General features: G+C 57.1%; 22 protein-coding genes. 18 read left to right on the top strand and 4 right to left on the bottom strand.

What is annotated here, in order from left to right; genetic code table 11:
• Window positions 1-192: 192 nt before the first annotated feature.
• Complete coding sequence (locus AC1RT6_RS16445) at window positions 193-753, bottom strand: hypothetical protein (protein ID WP_244553434.1); 561 nt, start codon at window positions 751-753, stop codon at window positions 193-195.
• A 478-nt stretch (window positions 754-1,231) separates the two neighbouring features.
• On the opposite strand from AC1RT6_RS16445, the gene AC1RT6_RS16440 reads away from it, so the two are divergent.
• The 4 genes from AC1RT6_RS16440 to AC1RT6_RS16425 all read left to right on the top strand — a co-directional run bounded on the left by AC1RT6_RS16440 (window position 1,232) and on the right by AC1RT6_RS16425 (window position 5,686).
• Window positions 1,232-1,474, top strand: a complete 243-nt coding sequence (locus tag AC1RT6_RS16440) for a CsbD family protein (RefSeq protein ID WP_079446179.1) — start codon at window positions 1,232-1,234, stop codon at window positions 1,472-1,474.
• An 833-nt stretch (window positions 1,475-2,307) separates the two neighbouring features.
• Window positions 2,308-2,697 (top strand): hypothetical protein, encoded by a 390-nt coding sequence (locus tag AC1RT6_RS16435; RefSeq protein WP_079446096.1) that lies wholly within the window; start codon window positions 2,308-2,310, stop codon window positions 2,695-2,697.
• Between the two features lie 389 nt (window positions 2,698-3,086).
• On the top strand, window positions 3,087-3,308 hold the full coding sequence (locus AC1RT6_RS16430) for a hypothetical protein (RefSeq protein WP_420799271.1): 222 nt from the start codon (window positions 3,087-3,089) through the stop codon (window positions 3,306-3,308).
• Window positions 3,309-3,763: 455 nt separating this feature from the next.
• The gene (locus AC1RT6_RS16425) at window positions 3,764-5,686 is read left to right on the top strand and encodes an ABC transporter ATP-binding protein/permease (protein WP_079446095.1); all 1,923 of its coding nucleotides are present in this window, start codon (window positions 3,764-3,766) and stop codon (window positions 5,684-5,686) included.
• Window positions 5,687-5,824: 138 nt separating this feature from the next.
• Here the strand turns inward: AC1RT6_RS16425 and AC1RT6_RS16420 are convergent, their stop codons facing one another.
• On the bottom strand, window positions 5,825-5,950 hold the full coding sequence (locus AC1RT6_RS16420; RefSeq protein ID WP_274533947.1) for a hypothetical protein: 126 nt from the start codon (window positions 5,948-5,950) through the stop codon (window positions 5,825-5,827).
• Window positions 5,951-6,135: 185 nt separating this feature from the next.
• Here AC1RT6_RS16420 and AC1RT6_RS16415 point away from each other — a divergent pair, with 185 nt between their 5' ends.
• Window positions 6,136-6,288: an aa3-type cytochrome c oxidase subunit IV gene (locus AC1RT6_RS16415; protein ID WP_079446094.1), complete on the top strand. Its 153-nt coding sequence runs from the start codon at window positions 6,136-6,138 to the stop codon at window positions 6,286-6,288.
• A gap of 332 nt (window positions 6,289-6,620) precedes the next feature.
• On the opposite strand, the gene AC1RT6_RS16410 is transcribed toward AC1RT6_RS16415, so the two are convergent.
• A complete protein-coding gene (locus tag AC1RT6_RS16410) occupies window positions 6,621-6,824 on the bottom strand; it encodes a hypothetical protein (RefSeq protein ID WP_158081506.1) in 204 nt (67 codons plus the stop codon).
• 274 nt (window positions 6,825-7,098) lie between these two features.
• On the opposite strand from AC1RT6_RS16410, the gene AC1RT6_RS16405 reads away from it, so the two are divergent.
• The 10 genes from AC1RT6_RS16405 (at window position 7,099) to AC1RT6_RS16360 (ending at window position 16,473) form a co-directional block, all read left to right on the top strand.
• Entirely contained in the window at window positions 7,099-8,121 is a 1,023-nt protein-coding gene (locus AC1RT6_RS16405) for a L,D-transpeptidase family protein (RefSeq protein WP_079446092.1), read from the top strand.
• Window positions 8,122-8,769: 648 nt separating this feature from the next.
• A complete protein-coding gene (locus tag AC1RT6_RS16400; protein ID WP_472789287.1) occupies window positions 8,770-10,107 on the top strand; it encodes a tyrosine-type recombinase/integrase in 1,338 nt (445 codons plus the stop codon).
• Between the two features lie 3 nt (window positions 10,108-10,110).
• Window positions 10,111-10,656, top strand: a complete 546-nt coding sequence (locus tag AC1RT6_RS16395; RefSeq protein WP_472789285.1) for a hypothetical protein — start codon at window positions 10,111-10,113, stop codon at window positions 10,654-10,656.
• A gap of 67 nt (window positions 10,657-10,723) precedes the next feature.
• Window positions 10,724-10,930 (top strand): hypothetical protein, encoded by a 207-nt coding sequence (locus AC1RT6_RS16390; RefSeq protein WP_472789283.1) that lies wholly within the window; start codon window positions 10,724-10,726, stop codon window positions 10,928-10,930.
• Between the two features lie 119 nt (window positions 10,931-11,049).
• Entirely contained in the window at window positions 11,050-11,403 is a 354-nt protein-coding gene (locus AC1RT6_RS16385) for a hypothetical protein (protein WP_472789281.1), read from the top strand.
• 216 nt (window positions 11,404-11,619) lie between these two features.
• On the top strand, window positions 11,620-12,246 hold the full coding sequence (locus AC1RT6_RS16380; protein WP_472789279.1) for a hypothetical protein: 627 nt from the start codon (window positions 11,620-11,622) through the stop codon (window positions 12,244-12,246).
• A gap of 63 nt (window positions 12,247-12,309) precedes the next feature.
• Entirely contained in the window at window positions 12,310-13,230 is a 921-nt protein-coding gene (locus AC1RT6_RS16375) for a DUF7146 domain-containing protein (protein WP_472789277.1), read from the top strand.
• Window positions 13,227-14,738, top strand: coding sequence for a YfjI family protein (locus AC1RT6_RS16370; RefSeq protein WP_493029543.1), 1,512 nt, complete (start codon window positions 13,227-13,229; stop codon window positions 14,736-14,738). Before AC1RT6_RS16375 ends, AC1RT6_RS16370 begins: the two co-directional genes overlap by 4 nt.
• 532 nt (window positions 14,739-15,270) lie before the next feature.
• Complete coding sequence (locus AC1RT6_RS16365; protein WP_472789273.1) at window positions 15,271-15,753, top strand: P-loop nucleotide/nucleoside kinase family protein; 483 nt, start codon at window positions 15,271-15,273, stop codon at window positions 15,751-15,753.
• Between the two features lie 291 nt (window positions 15,754-16,044).
• Window positions 16,045-16,473, top strand: a complete 429-nt coding sequence (locus AC1RT6_RS16360) for an anthrone oxygenase family protein (protein ID WP_472789271.1) — start codon at window positions 16,045-16,047, stop codon at window positions 16,471-16,473.
• Window positions 16,474-16,664: 191 nt separating this feature from the next.
• Here the strand turns inward: AC1RT6_RS16360 and AC1RT6_RS16355 are convergent, their stop codons facing one another.
• Window positions 16,665-16,841, bottom strand: a complete 177-nt coding sequence (locus AC1RT6_RS16355) for a hypothetical protein (RefSeq protein ID WP_472789269.1) — start codon at window positions 16,839-16,841, stop codon at window positions 16,665-16,667.
• 696 nt (window positions 16,842-17,537) lie between these two features.
• On the opposite strand from AC1RT6_RS16355, the gene AC1RT6_RS16350 reads away from it, so the two are divergent.
• The 3 genes from AC1RT6_RS16350 to AC1RT6_RS16340 all read left to right on the top strand — a co-directional run bounded on the left by AC1RT6_RS16350 (window position 17,538) and on the right by AC1RT6_RS16340 (window position 18,799).
• Complete coding sequence (locus tag AC1RT6_RS16350; RefSeq protein ID WP_493029542.1) at window positions 17,538-18,080, top strand: hypothetical protein; 543 nt, start codon at window positions 17,538-17,540, stop codon at window positions 18,078-18,080.
• 147 nt (window positions 18,081-18,227) lie between these two features.
• Window positions 18,228-18,410 (top strand): helix-turn-helix transcriptional regulator, encoded by a 183-nt coding sequence (locus AC1RT6_RS16345; RefSeq protein ID WP_472789265.1) that lies wholly within the window; start codon window positions 18,228-18,230, stop codon window positions 18,408-18,410.
• Window positions 18,411-18,595: 185 nt separating this feature from the next.
• Window positions 18,596-18,799 (top strand): hypothetical protein, encoded by a 204-nt coding sequence (locus tag AC1RT6_RS16340; RefSeq protein WP_472789263.1) that lies wholly within the window; start codon window positions 18,596-18,598, stop codon window positions 18,797-18,799.
• Window position 18,800: the final 1 nt, after the last annotated feature.

Genomic DNA, 18,800 nt, shown 5'->3' with positions numbered 1-18,800 from the left:
GCGGAAGAGTCGTACCATTTCTCTCAATGGCACACGCCGGGTGACAACCGGCCGCGACGGGGATGATGGACGTAGCCTATTTTGCCGGTTTCAGGCTGCGGCACCAACGCATTGGCACGCGTTTTGTCTAACCCGTTCCCGGCGTGTGCAGCCTCCCTTTTGACCCTCCCGCTGGATCGCAGGGGCATTGCGTTAGGCGGGCAGATCCGCGACGAATTTGGGCACCTCAAGACCAGAGTCGGCAAAGAAGGACATGACCGCCGTCTTCGACCAATACTGCTCGATGAGCAATCTGGCGAAACGTTCCTTTTCTCGCGAGAACCTTGCCATGAGTGTATCGATGCTGTCCGGTTTCTTGCCAAACAGGTCGTCATTCCACGGCTCCTCGTTGAAAAAATCCTGCTCGAGGACCATTCGTTCCGATACGTCCTGGCCTTCCGCCTCACCGCGCCGGGCGAGCACGGCTTCCGATACTTCTGTAATCAGGGAAAACAGTCGCGCCTGTTCCACGAGCATATCCTGAGTCGGAAAAACATTGTCCACCAGCAGGCCGGGAACGAAATCTCGCGCCAGGGAAGTCGCTAGTTGCATCCAGGCGTCCTCCGGTGCGCGCGCTGTAATTTTGTAGAAGTCGAACAGTTCCGTCCACCGGCCGCGCAATTCCTCGACCTGGCAGGCATACCAACGCGACCAGACGGAGAGCTGGCCGAGCCGCCCATGAGCTTTTTGGGCAGCGTCAATCCGCGCCAGCAATGCCAGGTCAACCCGCATAGGATCCCTCAACCGTTCCGGAAAATCAGGCGCACTGTATTCCTCAACGTCGTGCGTGAATTCGGTCGAGTCAGGATCCGGGAAAGACGTTCTGTATGTTCCGCTTCCAGCTTTCTGTCCCATGCGAACGTCTCCTAAATATGCAGCCTGATTAACCACAGACGACATCCCGGCGCTTTCAAAGCGCAGAACGTGAAACCGCGAATTCAACCAGACAGCTATAGATTGCCGTTCGAGTCGGTCCCGGACAAGTCAACAGCAGCGGGGTATCGGGAATTTGCGCCGGCACGTTGCCATCAAGGCATTGGCGGCACAGCCCTATTCTACTCTGTTCTTGGATTCCTTGGATAAACCGGCCATGCTGCAGTCCATGTGCGACCATTCGTCCTTCGCAGCGGCGGAACGAAGTTCGAGTTTTTTAGTTTTCCCCTTTCGCGGCAATCGCGCGAAGGAGGGAACTATGGACTGGGACCGGATTGAACAAAACTGGGATCAGGTCAAGTACAAGGTCAGAGATCAGTGGGGTAAATTCACTTTCGACGACCTCTGGGAAATCTCCGGCCATCGCGAGCAACTCGAAAAGAAACTGAAGGAGCGCTACGGGTACCAGGACGACTTCGCGAAAAAGCAAGTCGATAACTGGTATGCGAAGGCGCAGTCCTGGCCTGACACGAAAGAACCGCCGCGCTGGCAGGGATACTAGAATCCCTTTCCGGCGAAGTGGACAAGACTTTTCCCGGCTAAGTGGAAATCCGGTTTAGCCGGGAGAATGCTCGAATTAGTAGCTAGCGCGTGTTCCGAGCGCAAACCGGACAATCCACTGTTCGGATGCGTGCTGGTCGTTGTTTCGCGTCTTCGATTCCTTTGGAGTGCATCGCGTATTTTGTCCGATTTCCAACGTTCGGTCTGAAGCGGACTGCACGGCGTCAACCGCCTCTGAAGATATTTTGCATCTCGTCACGCATCACAGCTCCGGCGACGCGTCTGATGGCCTTTACTTCGGCCGCTGCATTTTTGGCGAGTTCGCCCATGCATCGATTCTTGCTGCCGTTTTGGCACTCTCGATTTTCTTGATTATCTTTTCTCGCTCTATGCCGTCTGGGGCTTCGTCGGCTCTTTGTCGCGATTCCGCAAGGAAATCAAAGAGACGGTCCTGAAAAGGCTTGGTCTGTTTGTAACGGCGCCGATGAGTCATGGCTCTCTCTCCTTTCGCTTTTCCAGGAGACTGGGCTATGTCTGCGTGCCATGAACGCTGGGGGCCGCGTGCATTGGCGCCTGTCAATGTGCGGCGGGCCTTATGGTTCCAAACGCTCAAGGGACTACGGGACAAGCCGCGCTTATGACGACGAACAATGACTCCGCTCACCGCTGTTTACTGGCCCCAGCCTTATGGTAGGCTGCCGCGCGGTAGAAATTGCGGGCCACTCCTCGAGTTGATCGTGCAAATCACGCACGCCGGATTTGAGGATCCCTGTTCGCAGGTCAGCCAGCGCGAAAACTTGTTATTCTCTACGAGACAAGAGCACTCAAGAAACAATGAACCTCATGCTGACCGGCGTATTTGGCCTTATCGGATTTGTTCTGAGCTATGGATTTTTTGTTCCAGAGCTCTCTGCATTTCGGCTTTTAGCACCTGTTGGAGTTATGGTGGGATATCAGGCTGGCCAACTTGTTGGCCGGCTCGTCAGGCCACGACCCAAAAGGTTTCTCATTCTAAGCGTCGGCGTATTGTTTTGTTTTTACTTTGCGTTTGCCTACGTCCAGTTGGGAAGGGCCGACCAATCGGATATTGTGAACTTGAGCGTGCTATTCAGCTTGTCTTTCTTCTGGCTGGGATTTTTCTTACCTTTCACACGCGCCCCGAACGAAGTGAAGATCCTGTTGTCTAAGGCGGTTGAAGCATTCGGAAGGCGCTCTCGAGATTAGAAGATCAGACAACGCCGACCGGACGGATCTTTAATTCAAAGACTTACTCGCAAGACACGTTCGTGCGATTGAATCACGACCCGCGCTTTAGCACGCGAGCGCCAGCCCATTAGGGACTGGCCACTCGCGCGACGCTCTTAATTACTTAAGGCAGGATCTGATTTGTGCGGATTTTGATGTTTTCGTCCCCGCCATTTTCAATGGTGGCGCATCTACGAGAAGACTATCTTTGGAGCTGGAATTGCGTTGCGGTATACGCGGATGCGGGGCCGCGTTCGGGTGTAGACGAAGCAGCGACCGACCAGTTCGGGTGGAACCTGCTCTTCGCTCGCGAGTTGTGGGATGGCGCCGGGCAAACGGCCGAGAAAGAGGACCCCACAATGCGAAGGATGCTTTTGATTGTCCCGCTCATGCTTACAAGCACATATTGTTTTGCTCAGGGCGCGCAACATATGGGCACGCCGCAGGAGCAAAAAGCATGCTCCCGAGACGCCTCACGCTTTTGCCGACAGTTGCTAGGCGATGACATGGCCGTTCAACAGTGTCTTCAGCAGCATCGGGCGAAACTTAGCCAGAAATGCCAGAAAGTCTTTCAAAGCCACGGCATGTAAACTTCGCATGCGTGTCGCCGACTGTTGGTCAGGCTAACCAATCGAAATCCGAGAGACCCAGACGAGATGGGAGCGAGGAGATCGCCGTTCCGGTTGAGTCAATGCAGGTGGACGGAACGTGTTTCATCAAAAAAGGCCCACCGGGCAGGCGAGCTAAAGAGACGGTGTCTGGAGAACGCTGATGGGGGGTTAGCGTTCCGGGTACCGCCATATCCCGCTCTAGCGGTGTTTTCTATTTCTGACCAGACGCTAACCTCCCTCGATCAAGGGAGGTTAGTTAATGATCGAAAAACTAAATCCTGAACAAGAGATCATAGCCGCGCACATGGGCTGCGACGACCGCAGCTTTTCAGGTGCGCTTCCTTTTGCGAGCAGCCCCATCTGAGCGTCATCCCGACCGGGCACGGTACGCCACAGAACATTGACGATACCCGTATAACCGAGGTCGTGAGCGAATGCCGAAGCCGCCGATCCTTGAAGTTGTCGCGGAGACCGGACAAGCAGTTGAACCTCCGCCTCCGGAAATCTTGGAACCGAACGCGGATCTCTCGCCGGAGGAGATTGAGCAGGCACGCAGGGACTATCTGCTCACGCGATTCTGGATCAGCGCCAAAGGATTTTGGGGTGTCAACGGCGGCAAGCTGGCATGGGTGTTGTCTCTCGGCCTGATCGCCTTGATTATTATAAACGTCGCATTTCAATATGCCATCAACGTCTGGAATCGCGCGATCTTTGACGCCATCGAGAAGCGCGACTCCGCCACGGTTTATTATTTAACGGGGGTATTCTTCCCGCTCGCGATCGGCAGTGTGGCGCTCGGTGTTTTTCAGGTGTTCGCACGCATGGGCATCCAGCGCCGCTGGCGCGCGTGGCTGACCGATTCAGTGGTGTCGCGTTGGCTAACCAACGGCCGCTACTATCAACTCAATCTTGTCAGCGGCGATCACGAAAACCCGGAATATCGTATCGCCGAGGATCTGCGAGTCGCCACCGACGCGCCGGTGGATTTCGCGTCCGGCGTGATATCCGCCTTCCTCTCGGCTGCAACCTTTATTGTCGTGCTCTGGACCATCGGTGGCGCTCTGACCCTGACAGTCGGCGGGTCGACATTTACCGTGCCCGGCTTCCTGGTGGTGGCGGCGGTGATCTATGCCGGAGTAACCAGCAGTTCGATGGTTTACATCGGACGTCACTTCGTCGCGGTTTCGGAGAGTAAAAACCAGGCCGAAGCCGAATATCGCTACGCGTTGACGCGCGTTCGCGAGAACGGTGAAAGCATCGCCCTGTTGGGTGGCGAGGAGGAAGAGCGCAGCGGAATCGACAAAACGTTCGCCAGCGTCATCAAGCAATGGGCGCTCCTCTGCGGTCAGCACATGCGCACCACCATCGTCTCGCAGGGATCGAGCCTGATCGCTCCGGTCATCCCGCTGTTACTATGCGCGCCGAAATACCTCGATGGCAGCATGACCTTGGGACATGTGATGCAGGCCGCATCGGCCTTCACCATCGTGCAGAGCGCGTTCGGCTGGCTTGTCGACAATTATCCCCGTCTGGCTGACTGGAATGCCTGCGCGCGGCGGATTGCGTCGCTGATGATGTCGATCGACGGGCTGGACCGGGCCGAGCGTGGCGACGGCGTCGGCCGCATTCAGCGCGGCGAGACCGAGAACGACGCGATGCTCAGCCTTAACGACTTGTCCGTGACGCTAGACAACGGCACCGCCGTGGTGGGAGAAGCGGAAGTGATCATCGAGGCCGGCGAGCGCGTACTGGTGGCGGGCGAGTCCGGGACCGGCAAAAGCACGCTGGTGCGTGCTATCGCTGGTCTTTGGCCATGGGGTGGCGGCAGTGTCAGTTTCCATCCAGATCGACGGTTATTCATGCTCCCGCAAAAGCCGTACGTGCCGTTTGGCACGTTACGTCGCGCTGCCGCCTACCCCGCGGCTGCGGAAGACTGGACTCCCGAACAAATTGGCACTGCACTGGACAAAGTAGGACTTGCTCACCTCAAGGAGCGACTTGAGGAAGAGGCGCCCTGGGACCAGACGCTGTCGGGGGGCGAAAAGCAACGGCTCGCCTTCGCCCGGCTGTTCTTGCATAATCCCGATATTGTCGTGCTGGACGAAGCAACATCCGCGCTCGATGCAAAGAGCCAGGACAAGATGATGGACCTCCTCAATAAGGAGCTCCCTAATGCCACCGTCGTCAGCGTGGCTCATCGCGTCGAACTCGAAGCCTTTCATACTCGAAAGATCGTTCTGGAGCGAGGTAAGGGTGGCGCGAAGCTAGTCAGCGATATTGACCTCATTCCGCGCAAGGGAAAACGTCGGCTGCTGGGTCGTTTCCTGCGCCAACGTCACCGCAAGGCATCCCGTTGAAGGATGCACTGCGAAGTTCTCCAGAGCCTGTCCAGGTTGACCATAGCGCCAAACAACGCGCCTGCGCACACCGCCATCGCAGCGAACTATTGTCTAGGCGGTCCGGCTGAGGACAGCTGACTTCGACGAACACCTTCCTCACGCGACGAAAAGGCTGATCAAATGGATCATCAGCTTTGCCGCACAGACCGCGATGCCGAAATCCGTCACCATCAGCAAAAATTGTCTCTCTTGTTCATCCAATTCTGAGAAGATTCTGCGCATTGGAGATCCTCCTCCCCGCGCAAAACATTCTCTATCGCTGGTTTGTTCTAATCTCGCATACTGCGCCGTGCCACGCCGCCTTCCACCCCAACGCCTCACATGATCGTGACACACCGAAGGATCGACGACAGTGGAGATTGCGCTAATCTCTCAATGCAAGCTCAACGTGCCTTGGGAGACTTGAAATGTCAGACCATAGCGAGATTGTGTACTCAACGTCGGATGGAATGGACTATCCGGCTCATGAGCGGCAGTACAAGGCGTTCATTAAGGTAGGGGCGACCGCCACAGCGGCCGTAGCTACCATTGTCGTGTTGATGGCGATCTTCCTCACCTGATTGTGCGATCACCGTTCTAAAGGCCGGCATTTCTGCCGGCCTTCTTCTTGGCCGCCGAGGAGCAGTCACGCACGAGAGAAGCGCCTCCCCCGCCTGATCCGTATTGGATTGTCAGGGACGCACAGCACGGCGGGCACTAGAATGGTTCGAATGATCGTCGAATTGCCTTGTGATGCCCGTTGATAGTTTTAGGGTGGGCTTCCGTGTTGGCGGTTTAATACCGATCCGGCGCGGCCCCGGCGCGCCGCTTCCCAGGACCGCGCGTCGGGGGACTTGATCTCAGGCGAGATTGTTGCGGATCAACTCGCCGGAGCTTCAACCGCCGAAGTGATTCATGGGACCGATGTTTTGTCCTCTCTCCTTCCATCAGGCTCAGGCATCGGAAACTTCGTGCGTGTACGGTTGATCAACACATCCATGCTCGACATGATCGACGGCGACGGTTTCACCCAGCGCAATTCATCGCGCAGCCTGTCCAGCGCGTCACGTGCCCCGGCAGCGTAAGCGCGGCCCTTTCTGGCGCGGTGTTTGCTCATTCCCCATCCTCAGAAGCACCCGCGAATTGCGGCGCGGCCTGCTGCCGTCAGTATGATTGAAGACAGAGTGCGCGGGAATTGGGTTGTGGCCCAACCACCTTGTTCTCGTCTTCGTCTGGCAAGTCTGCCCAATATGGCCAGATCAAATTGGCGGCACTTCAATCGATCGCACGCGACTCCGCAGCGTGCTGCGGCGACCCCTTCACGAGGGATAGATGGACCGACCTTTGCGGAATCCGCGGGAACTTGCGACTGCGCTGAGCTTTGATATGTCATGTCAATTAATCTCGTGCGTGCACTGATCCTGTTTGGCGCGTTTGCGCTTTCCCTGTTATCCGCCAATGCGAAAACCTTGGACGGTATCGCAATAGAGAGCGCACAATTCCTGGGCGCCCAGCCGGATGATTCCGACATCGATGCCCTGGTGGTGAAAACGCAGATTCTGCTCGACCGCGCAGGCTTCTCGCCTGGCGAAATCGACGGAAAGCTCGGCGAGAATGTTAAGAAGGCGCTACGCGCCTATTCGGAGGCCAACGGCTTACCTTCGACGATGACGCTGAACCACGACGTCTTCGAACGGCTGACCGCGAACATGAATGGGTCCTTGCTCGTCGAGATCACCGTCACCGAGGACGATGTCAAAGGGCCCTTTCTCCCTCGGCAGCCAAAGGGCCTTGACGAGATGAAGGGCCTCAAACGCCTCGCCTATCGCGATGCCAAGGAAGCACTTGCTGAGCGCCACCACATGAGCGAGGCGCTTTTAGTGGCGCTTAACCCGCATGCGGAATTCTCACAGGCCGGCACAACCCTCATGGTCGCGAACGTCCTCAAGGCCAAGCCATCCACGATGGTTACCCGAATTGAGGTCAATAAGGACCTCCAAACGATCAAGGCTTTCTCCCAAGACAATGCGCTCGTCGCGTTTTACCCTGCGACCGTCGGTAGCGAGGAGAAGCCATCGCCGAGCGGGACGCTGAAGGTGCTCGCGGTGCGTAGCAACCCTTTCTACCGCTACAATCCGGACTACAAGTTCAAGGGCGTGAGAGCACGCCGCGCCTTCACCATCAATCCCGGACCGAACAATCCCGTCGGTTCGACGTGGATCGCGCTATCTGAGCGGGGCTACGGTATCCACGGCACTTCGGAACCCTCTAAGATCAGCAAGGCTGAGTCCAACGGCTGTGTGAGGCTGACCAATTGGGATGCGGCGCACCTAGCGCAGATGGTGAAGAAAGGGGTCACGGTGGAATTTCGCGAAGGAACAGACTCGCAAGTGAACGCCAGGCCAGCCAAGTAACGGGCGTCGTCCAACGGAATAGGGTCGATAAGGTTCTATACAGAGCAGTTCTGGAGAGCCTTGGGCATGTCTGCCAATCCCATTGTCAGCTACATCCGCGTGAGTACTTCGGGTCAGGGCCGATCTGGACTCGGGATAGAAGCACAACGGCAAAACCTCTCCTCCTTCGCTCAAACCGAAGGCTTCACCGTGGCCGGGAGTTCGGCTGTCTTCGGCTACGCAATCGATACCACTCTCTCTTGAAGCAACACTGCAGCTCGAAGGGCCCAAGGGATACCCTTGCGAGCGAACCACCGCTTGTCCGGAGCCCGGCCTAAAGAAACCATCCGCAATGCCATTTGTACGCGCCTTTGTATTTTGTGAGGCGCTAATCCACTTGGCTTATCAATATGTTGCTGATCTTGCGGGGCAATTCAACTGTATTGGTACAGTTGGGTGGGCTCGAACCACCGACCTCCTGTTCCACAGACAGGCGACACGATTAAACGATCCATCGCTATCCATCACCATCCATCGCTAAAGATGGATGAAATATCAGTTATTTCAGTTGCTTATGACTAAGACGTATGGTTAGGTTACTAACACAACCGAACACACCATAACGACCAATTACCCACACCCCTGCCCACACCCCGAAAACGCTTCAAGATGCCTCAAAAACTCACAGCGGCCGCCGTCGCGAAAGCTTCTGCTCGCGCATCTCGCTACGAAATTGCGGATTTGGGCCAGCCAGGGCTCAGGCTGGTTGTTCAGCCATCCGGGGTAAAAAGTTGGGCTTACCGCTACGAACGTCCAGACGGCACGCGCGTGAAGGTTACGCTTGGCCCGGCGACTGGAGCGGGAGCGCTCTCCTTGGCGGAAGCTCGTGTCGCGGCAAACGACGCAATGCGCCTCCGCTTCGATGGTTCAGACCCAGCAGACCAGAAAAGGACCGCCCGCAAAGCTGAGTTGGCGCGGATCGAGACCGAAGAAAAAGAAGCTCGGCGGCGCGATGATACGGTCCCGCTTATTCTTGATCGTTACTATAGCGACAAGGTGGACGCAATGAAGTCCGCCTCGGAACTCAAACGGCTCCTGTCCAAAGAGTTGAGTCCCTGGGCGAAGCGGCGCGTTGACGACATCGGCCGCGTTGACGCCATCAAATTGATCGAAGCGATCAAGAACCGTGGAGCCCCGGTGCTAGCAAACCGCACTCGGGCCGCCGCCCGGACGTTTTTTGGATGGTGTATCGACAAGGCGTTGATCGAAGAGAATCCGTTTGAGCGAACCAAGCCGGTAGCGGTCGAGGAAGCACGAGACCATGTCCTTTCCGACGCCGAACTGCGGTTGCTCTGGATTGCGCTGGACCGGTGCGACTGGATTTGGCGGGCCTTTTATCGGCTCTTGATCCTGACCGGGCAGCGCCGTGATGAGGTCGCAGGCATGGCTTGGGCCGAGATCGATTTGGAAGCCAGCGCGCCCATGTGGACGCTGCCCGCAGCGAGGTCGAAAAACGGCAGGGAGCACGTCATCCCCCTGCCCCCTCCCGCCGTAGACATCCTGCGCTCCCTTCCGAGAATCCAAGTCACGATTACAATCAACGACACCGAACGTCGTGTAGATTCGCCGCTTGTCTTAACCACGACTGGCAAAACGCCAATCTCGGGCTTTTCTCGCGACAAGGTGCGATTGGACAAACTCATGAAGGCCATCGCACACGAGGAAGCAGTGAAGCGCGGAGACGATCCTTTTGAGATCGGGCCTTGGCGGATTCACGATCTACGGCGGACGGTTGCGTCCGGGATGGCACGGCTTGGCGTTGGCGTAGCCGTCGCGGAAAAGGTCATGAACCACGTGTCCGGCACCTTTGCTGGCATCGTTGGCGTCTATCAGCGGCACGATTTTCTCGCTGAGAAGCGTCACGCCCTCAACTTGTGGGCGGATCATGTTGCCAGCCTGACGACCGCGCGCGAGTCGAACGTAGTGCGGCTTAGAATGGAGGATTGAACGATGGCAGAGCTTTTTTTGCCGCAGGAAATTGCGCGTACCGAAATCGAGCTTATGACGGAAATTTTCAAGAACGACCATGACCCGTCGGCGGCATGGCGAGCATTCTTTCTGTCTCGAAAGTATGGTCTTGAGCTTCCTGAGCTGATCAATGCCGAAATCGATCGGTTCGCGGAGGCCGTTGGATCGATAGCCGACCGTGCCCACAACGGGGACGTTGGTGCGAAAATCGACAACGAGACGGTCGGCAAAATCTGGAAAAACCATAAAAACCGCGACGCAGGACCCGCCGCATTCAGGGCGCAGCGTTCATTCGATATCGCCGTGCGAGTCGAGCAATTGCGACGAGACGGCTATTCGTCCGCGGGTGCCGTCTTTGGAGTTTGCGAAACATTGGGAGTCAGCAAGACCATTGTTCACAACGCCATGAGGCAACATGCCGATGTCAAACACGAGGGCAGCGACGTACTCGATACAATCTGGCGGCCTACAAACGAGACGCGGCAGAAAATTAAAGAGGGCAATTTCCAGCGAAGTGGTGGTAGTTAAATGAGATTACAGCGCTCTTACTCCCCGTTAGCTTCCGTTCATCACATTTCGCAACGGAGACAACATCGTGAGTAAGCGCCTTCTTCTAGCAAAAGATGTCCGCGCCACGTTCGGAGGTGTCAGCGATATGACTCTCTGGCGCTGGCTTCATGACAAGTCGCTTGGCTTCCCGATGCCAACTGTCATTCGCAACCGTCGCTATTGGGACGCCGACGAAATCGAGGCGTTTCGCGAACGCATGGTCGGCGCTGGCATGAGCCAGCGTGCGGCGTAGGAGAGGCCCCATGGCAGCCGACGCGACCACCTAACCCCCGCCCGCTCCGGCGGACAAATCATCCAAACAAATCCAAGTCACCACGCGCCAGGAATGTCTCTGGCTCGAACGATGGCCCTTTGGCCAAAACCAAGGAGAAACTGAAAATGAATGATGACATCAAGCACAAAGTCGAACGTGCTCGCAACCTGTCGCGTGAGCTAATGTTGCGAGATGAGTGCGGCGCTTTTTCCCCAAGCGACTCAGTGCTGTGTGGAGTCGCTTTCGTCAGATACGGGAAAGCCATCCTCGCGGGAGATGCAGCCAAAGACTTGGACGATGCTACACGCCACGTAGTCGCCAACTACACTGACGTCATGGCGCACGATTTTCAAAAGGGACGGATCGCTGGCCTAGGCCCGACCGACAGCGAGTTTTGCTCGCGCGCGTTGGCATTTTACGCGAGCGAGCTTTCGGCTCCGGCAGTTGTCTGACGCTAACAGCGCCCGGCCCCGTGCCGGGTGCTTTCTCTGCAAGCTCAGCCCACTAACGCGAACGCCGCAAACGTCGTAAAGGGCCTGTCAATTCACCTCAGCTACAAGGTTTCCGCAATGTATCCGCAACAAGTTTCTACTGCAACACAATCCAATACTCCGTCGACACATCGTGCCAGGGTCGCCTATCTGCGCAGCACGCTCGATGAGCTCGTCATGATCACATCCGAGCCCCATCCCAAGCTCGGTGAGGTCCTTCGCTTTACCTTTCGCAATGGGCACTCGTGCCCCGTCGATAACGAAATGCTCCGATGGTATCTGAAGCATGACCTTAAAAGCATCCGGGGCGATCCGCTTCCGGCGCTAGCGCTGATTCTCGCGCGCACGTATTTCCGTGATTCCGGCGGGACGAAGGGATGGGGCATCTCGTTCGAAGACTGGATGGTATGTGACGAGAATCGCTATCTCATCCGTCTGAAGAACGGCACCATTCGGCGGGTTAGGGTATGGCCCGGTGAGGAACCATTCGCGGTTCAGTATCGCGGTCGTTGGTATCCCGTTTTTCGGGCAGCGTCTGACGAAGAATATTTTCGTGACTTCCCGAACGCGGCATACCGAATGACCATCCGCTCAGGCTCTGACGGCTACAATTATCAGTTTAAGATCGTGACGCGCGATGGCAGCGTCTATGCCGATGGCGATCGCTATGACTTTGATGCCGTTCTTAGGAGCACGCCCAGGGACCTTTCTCCACGCACGCGATTCTACCTGGCTGTTCTGGCGATGTTGACCGATCCGCACCGCGCGTACCCGCCTTATGGGCTGTTAAACTATGCGCAGTGACGAATTTGTGAGCGTCGCGCTGGCGATGGTCGCGCTTGGTGTGTTCGCTGGTCGCATGGTGTGATGACAACCGACCTCGCCCCGCTCCGTGCCGCGCTGTCGGCCAGCATGAACGATCTTGCACGCCACCTTTGCGGCGAGCCGAACCGGCGTATGTCGAACCGCCGAGAATTGCGGTTTGGTAGGAAGGGGAGTTTCGCCGTCGTGATCGCCGGACCGAAGGCCGGCTCTTGGTATGACCACGAAACGAGCGAATGCGGCTGGCCGCTAGACCTTATCATGTCTATGCGCGAATGCAGTTTCCGTGATGCGCTGGACATCGCACGGGACTTCCTTGGTTCGGCGTTGCCGGACGCGGCCTACGAACCTTCGGAGATCGTGCTGCGCGCCACCGACGAGGAAGACGACGTGAGGCGCATCGCACATGCGCTGTCGTATTGGGAGCGGGCGCGCGACCCGCGCGGAACGATCGTCGAGACATATCTCGCGTCTCGCTGCATCGCGCTTCCCGACTGCGTGGCAGGCGAGGCCATCCGCTTCTGCGCCGGGCCGCGAATGATGGTTGCGCTGCTACGCGACATTCACACGAACGAACCTTGCGGGATTCATCGGACCTTTTTGACGGCTGAAGGCGCTAAGATCGAAAAGAAGATGCTCGGGCGCGCGAGGGGTGCCGCGATCAAGCTGAGCCCGGACGAGGATGTAACTCACGGCCTGCATGTCGGTGAAGGCATCGAGTCTACCTTATCGTTCATGATGGCCGGTTACGCTCCAGCCTGGGCGCTCGGGAGCGCTGGCTCCATCAAGACGTTTCCGGTTCTGCCAGGAATCGAAGCACTGACAATCCTCACTGAGAACGACAAGGCGGGTGACCGCGCCGCGGAAGTGTGCGCCGACCGCTGGCTCGAAGCTGACCGCGAGATGACATTCGCTACCCCGCAGCACGGCGACGGCAACGATATTCTGAAGGAAGTGGCGGCATGAACTCCGGCAATCTGAAACAGGCCTTCGACTCGAAGGTCAAGCTCAAGACGATCTCTCGCAGGCCCAAAGTGGACGAGCGCGCGAAGGTCAGCCCAGCCGAACCGGTGCTGGCCGAAGGGGGCGCTTGCTGGCACGAGGTGAAGGTGGTGTCTATCGCCGACCGCATTGATCGGCGACTCGTGGCGCACCTGAATAAGGTTGCAGGCCTGTCGTGGTCGAATGTCGTTGACGCACCCGCTCTGTCCGACCTGACGAACCCGCCCGGTCTTATCGGCGAGATCATGGATTGGATCGTTGACTCGTCGTCGTATCCGTCGCGGGAGCTTGCGCTTGGACCTGCGCTATGCGCGGTAGCCACCCTCGCCGGAAGGGCCTTCGAGACGCCGAGTCACGCGCGCACGAACCTGTACATTGTCGGGCTGGCGCAGTCTGGATTCGGCAAGGATCACGCGCGAACGTGCATCAAGAACCTGATGAATGAGGCTGGACAAGGCCTCCTTGTCGGTCCGTCGCGGTTTGCTTCGGCACCCGGACTCAGGGAGTCCGTAGCAGCGCTCCCGTCGTTCATGAGCCTCCAGGACGAGTTCGGCGGATTCCTCGCCAAGCTACAGGACCCGCGATCCGGCAGCGATTTCGCGATGATCAGGCACTACCTAATGGAATTTTTCTCGTGCGCAAGCAGCACGTATGACGGCGACGCCTACGTGCGTGGCGTCACGGAAAAACTCTACAACCCGAACCTATCGATCTACGGCACCTCAACACCGGATGATTTCTGGATGACGCTAACGTCGTCGCGAACGTCCGATGGTTTCCTTCCGCGCTTCCTACTGTTCAATGTATGCGGCGAAAAGCCGGAGTTCGTCGAGGAGCCGGTGCAGCGGCGGGACAAGCCTCCGACACACCTAATCAAGGGCGTGCGCAAGATTGTAGAGGCCGCCAAGTCTATCTGCGGAAATATCAAGATTGGGAACCACCTTGGCAAGGTGTCCGCGAAGTGCGTCGAGCTTGACGCTGACGCCAAGGCGTTTGACAGGTCGCTGCGAAGGCAGATTGATGGCGCGCTTTTTATTGCCAACCCGAAGGTCCATCCGTTCCTGAACAGGACCCGCGAGCACGCGCTGAAACTCGCCCTTACGGTTGCGGTCGGAGTTGACCCCAGCGCGCCAGTAATCACCGGAGAGATTCTGCGATGGGCGGCCGGACTTGCCTCGTACTCAACGCAGACATTCGTCGCCGAGGCGGACACGAGGCTTGCGGATAGCGACCGCGAGCGCAACTTCAACCGCGTGTTGGAGATCATCCGCGAGGCCGGCGCCGAGGGTATCACTGAAGGCAAGGTCGCCGACAAGATTCGTTCGCTCAAGGGCCACGAACTGAAGGACATCATCGATTCCGCAGATGCGGCGGGGCATATCGTCCTGCACACGCGCAAGCCGGATGGCAAGGGCCGGACCAGCAAGCGTTACTTTGCCAGCCAGCACGCCCCGGCCGACGACAAGGCCTAGCTCAGTCAAGTAACCCTGACCTGCCTGTAGCCCTCGCCAACGCGGCGGGGGCTTTGCTTTTGAGGCGGACGAAGCGGCGATTTTCATCGGGCTTAATTTCGTCGGGGACCGACCTTCCGACGAAATTAAATGGAATAAACCACGCACTAGCAGTGCCTTAGGTCTTCTTCGTGGAATTTTGTCTTTTGTCGGAGTGGTCTTCTGTCTGTGCGTAAATCTAGGTTCATGTGTACACATCACACCTACAAAAGAAGGGGTACTCAGACAATAAGATAAAAATATACATGTATATATAATATACTGATTCTAAAGGCTTTTCTGGCCTGAATTTCGTCGGAATGGCCTCCGACGAAATTCAGATGAAATTCCGACAAAAGTCCCCGCGCTGGCAACTATTTGGCTGTTAGCTATCGGTGTGATGATCGTAGACGCGTCGATATTCGCCGCTTGCGCCCCTCATGAAGTTGCTGGGGCGTCACCGCCGCCCGCTTCGCGGTTGCCTCGTCATTCCGAGACGGGCAATGGTGGTAGCATGTCGGTCTTGATCTCATTCTCCGGCCTGCCGGGCGTCGGAAAAACGACCGTGGCACGTGCTTTGGCGCAGAAAATTAGCGCAGTTTATGTGCGCGTCGACTCGATCGAGGCGGCCCTTAAGTCCAGCAGCTTGCAAATCCATCCAGCCGAAGATGCGGGATATCTCGCAGCCGTCGCGGTCGCAAAGGACAATCTGGCCAATGAGCTCGACGTCGTTGCGGACACGGTCAATCCCCTATCCGGCAATGCGCAGTTGCTGAACGTCGAGATTATTTGCTCGGATCATGCCGAACATAAGCGCCGGATAGAAAATCGTCTGAGCAATATCGCTGGGTTTGATCTGCCGGATTGGAGCAGCGTTCAGGACCGAGAGTACGAAGAATGGTCAGACGCTCGTGTGGTATTGGACTCGAGCAAGATGTCCCCGAGCGCGTGCGTCAAACGGATCGTTGAAGCGATAGCGACACTGGAATACGACTGATGATGGCAGTAGGGCCATGCAGGAGAAAAGATGAAATTCGGTTTATCGTTGATCGTGCTCTTCGCGCTTTGTGGACCGGTCGTTGCCCAGGTGAGCGATTGCCAATCAATACAAAAGGCAAAAGAGCGCCTGGCTTGCTATGATAGGGCCTCTCCGCCGTTGAGTCGGAACAAGTCGTCCACCAAGCACAAGACCGATCCACAACAGGACGGGCAAGACGATCTTCTTGGGGTTGAAAACACGCGGGTCGGTAAAAAGATAGGTAGTATCTGTAGAGGATGCTGAGGCCCCATGCTTGCCGGTCAAGTGGCACTCATCCTTGCCGCCGCATTTTCAGGGGCAGCCTTCTACATCAATTTCGCTGAGCATCCCGCGCGCCTGGCGCTGGACGACGAAAATCTGCTTAAGCAATGGAAGCCCAGCTATGACGCCGGCTACGCCATGCAGGCAAGCTTGGCTGCCATCTCAGCAGGGCTCGGTTTGCTTGCGGCGTGGATCACCTGGGATTGGCGTTGGATCGCTGGCGCGGTGCTCATATTCGCCAACTGGCCCTATACCCTCTTCGGCATCATGCCGACAAATAACAGACTGAAGGCTATCGCCGACACCGACGCGGGGCCAACGTCGCGAACCATGCTCGTGTCGTGGGGACGCCTGCATGATGTCAGAACCACGCTCGGACTTGCTGCGACTCTCGCATACCTGTGGGCTCTTAACTGAAGATCGCTCGGACTCAAACTCATGACGCACCTGCTGGCCATCTGCGATCTCGCGCAACACCCTCCATCGCAGCGGCGCGCCCACGCCGCCGACTGAGCAACATCGGGATGCAGGCCGATCAGGTCACCACACGCGCTGTTGCGGGAGCCGTCGCGTTACCGCCAACGTCGACAACCAGCCGGCCGGGTTCATTAGAGCACCACCCCAGGGAACAGGTCTAGCAGCCGCTGACGATCGGCGAAGCTGCTATCGATCACCAAGTAACCGTCCCAAGTTGGTTTGTCGGATACGTGATACCGCTCAAAGAAGAAGAGATAAATACAAGTCAGCACCGGATCGGCGTCATCAATTTTCACGAAACTTTCCATCGCACCTTCCTAACACTGCGACCGACGTTGCTTTTAGTTTCAAGGGAAGGCTTTCGTTGACAAATTTCGCCGGAGCGAGCGGTGCTTCCTACGGCCAACGCCTACCAACGGCGCTTAAAATCGATCTTGAGCGCATCTGATCGAACGCTGCGAGCGTGGCGAAGCGAAACGCGATCGATCGTTGGCGAGCATGAACATGCGTATGATGGGCGAATGCTCGCACGGCGGCGCGGATTGAAAACTGATCGAGATCAGGAAGCGCTGCGGATTGAGGGCGATTGAACGCGAGTTGATTTTGATCGTTTCGATTTGAGACGAACGCGCGATATAGGGCGACCGAACTACATCCCGCAGCCGTGTTCCGCGACCGCATGGCAGCAACCGTGCGTAGGCTCTGGTCAATTTGAGGGTCGATGGCAAACGTTCTATCAATCGTGCGATTAAGCGAAGATTATTCTATTGTTGCAATGCACAAAGGTAAAAAGGTACTGTCAGAAGCCCCCTCCCTGCGGGTGACGCGCGAGCCCGCCGCTCTGGTAGGCACAAAAAAAATAAAGTCGCTTGTTGTTCTTAATATAGGTCATTTTATTACGTGAGAATATGGGGTTCGGTGCGTTTAGGGAGACCGGACTAGTCTCTACGTCGGTAGCTCTTTGCCTGATCCTGCGGCCAGTGAACCGCCGCAAGGATTTCGACATGGCATACGCTCGACTCGACATGTACAGCCGTCACGCCGATGGCCCTGCATGGCGGCAACCCGCAAACCCGAAAGTTGAATTGCGATTGACGGTCCCCGACCGCGCGCCCGCTGTCGTGCGTTTGCTGTTCGCTCTGATGAAGTCGAAAGGGTTGGGATACGACCTGGTCTCGGAGGTCAGCGGCCTGCAACGCGCGACTTTAAAATCTTGGCGCCATCACTCGGCACCAAATTATTCATCGATCGAGGCCGCATTCGGGGCGATTGGTTGGTCCTTCGTACCGTGCCCTAGGATCGAAGTTCTGCCTGACGATATCGCCGCGGACCTCGCACGGATCGCTGCCAAGATGAAAAGCGACCTTCCGACGATGTGGTCAGCGTTGGCGGAACTAGCGGCCGATCAAGCATTCCTCCGCGAACGTGCAAAGGAACGGATGGAAAACCGCGAGGCTGAGCGCGAAGCGTTGCGGATCAAGCGCCGCCGCAAGTCCAAGACTTCGGCCTCAAACGACAACACCAGGCAAAGCAAGATCGCCATTTAGGGCTACTCGAATGGTCCTGACGACATTGAGCAGATCGCGCACATTGCTCACGTCATTATCGCTCTGACAAAGCAAGAATAGAAAGCCCTCGGTGGGTTTCTTCCTTTTGTTCGCCCACCGGCGGTTTTTCTCTCTCAGGATTATCCCATGCCGAAAAAGACTCTCAGCCTGCGCAAGGCTGCTGCGCATTGTGGCGTCGCACCGAGCACGTTTGGAAATTACGTCCGAGCAGGACGCGGACCACGTCACGTCCGCCTGGATGGTATCTGCCTGTTCGAGATTCCGGACTTGGATGATTGGGTCGCTGCCCGCACGGTGGAGGGCGCGTAATGGGCCTGAGTGCTTACATCGATGAACCGCTGAGCGAGTTCATTGCTCGCCAAAAGCGGGCCGGCGGATCAATGCCGGCAACCGAAGCAGAACGCCGCGCAAACGTATCTGTCGCCACTCGACCGTCTCAGCCGAAACCCATCACCGCGCCAGCCCAGCGGCATACTCCAAAGGGAATCCCGATCATGTCTACTCGGAAGCAAGCTATCCTCCGCGACCTGGAAAGCGCATCCGCGCGTCTCGCTGTTGCGAAACAAGGTCTTGAAGACGCGGAGCATCTCTCGCGCGCCGGAATGGCCAGCGATCTCGTCTTTGCAACTTATACCGTGACCGGGGCTGTAAATGAGTGGAATCGCGCGTGTGCGGCGTACCTGAGCTTCAAGGGCTGAC

It is taken from the genome of Nitrobacter sp. MLSD-S21 (genome assembly GCF_058809865.1).
This window is presented reverse-complemented; position numbering and strand designations above follow the sequence as displayed.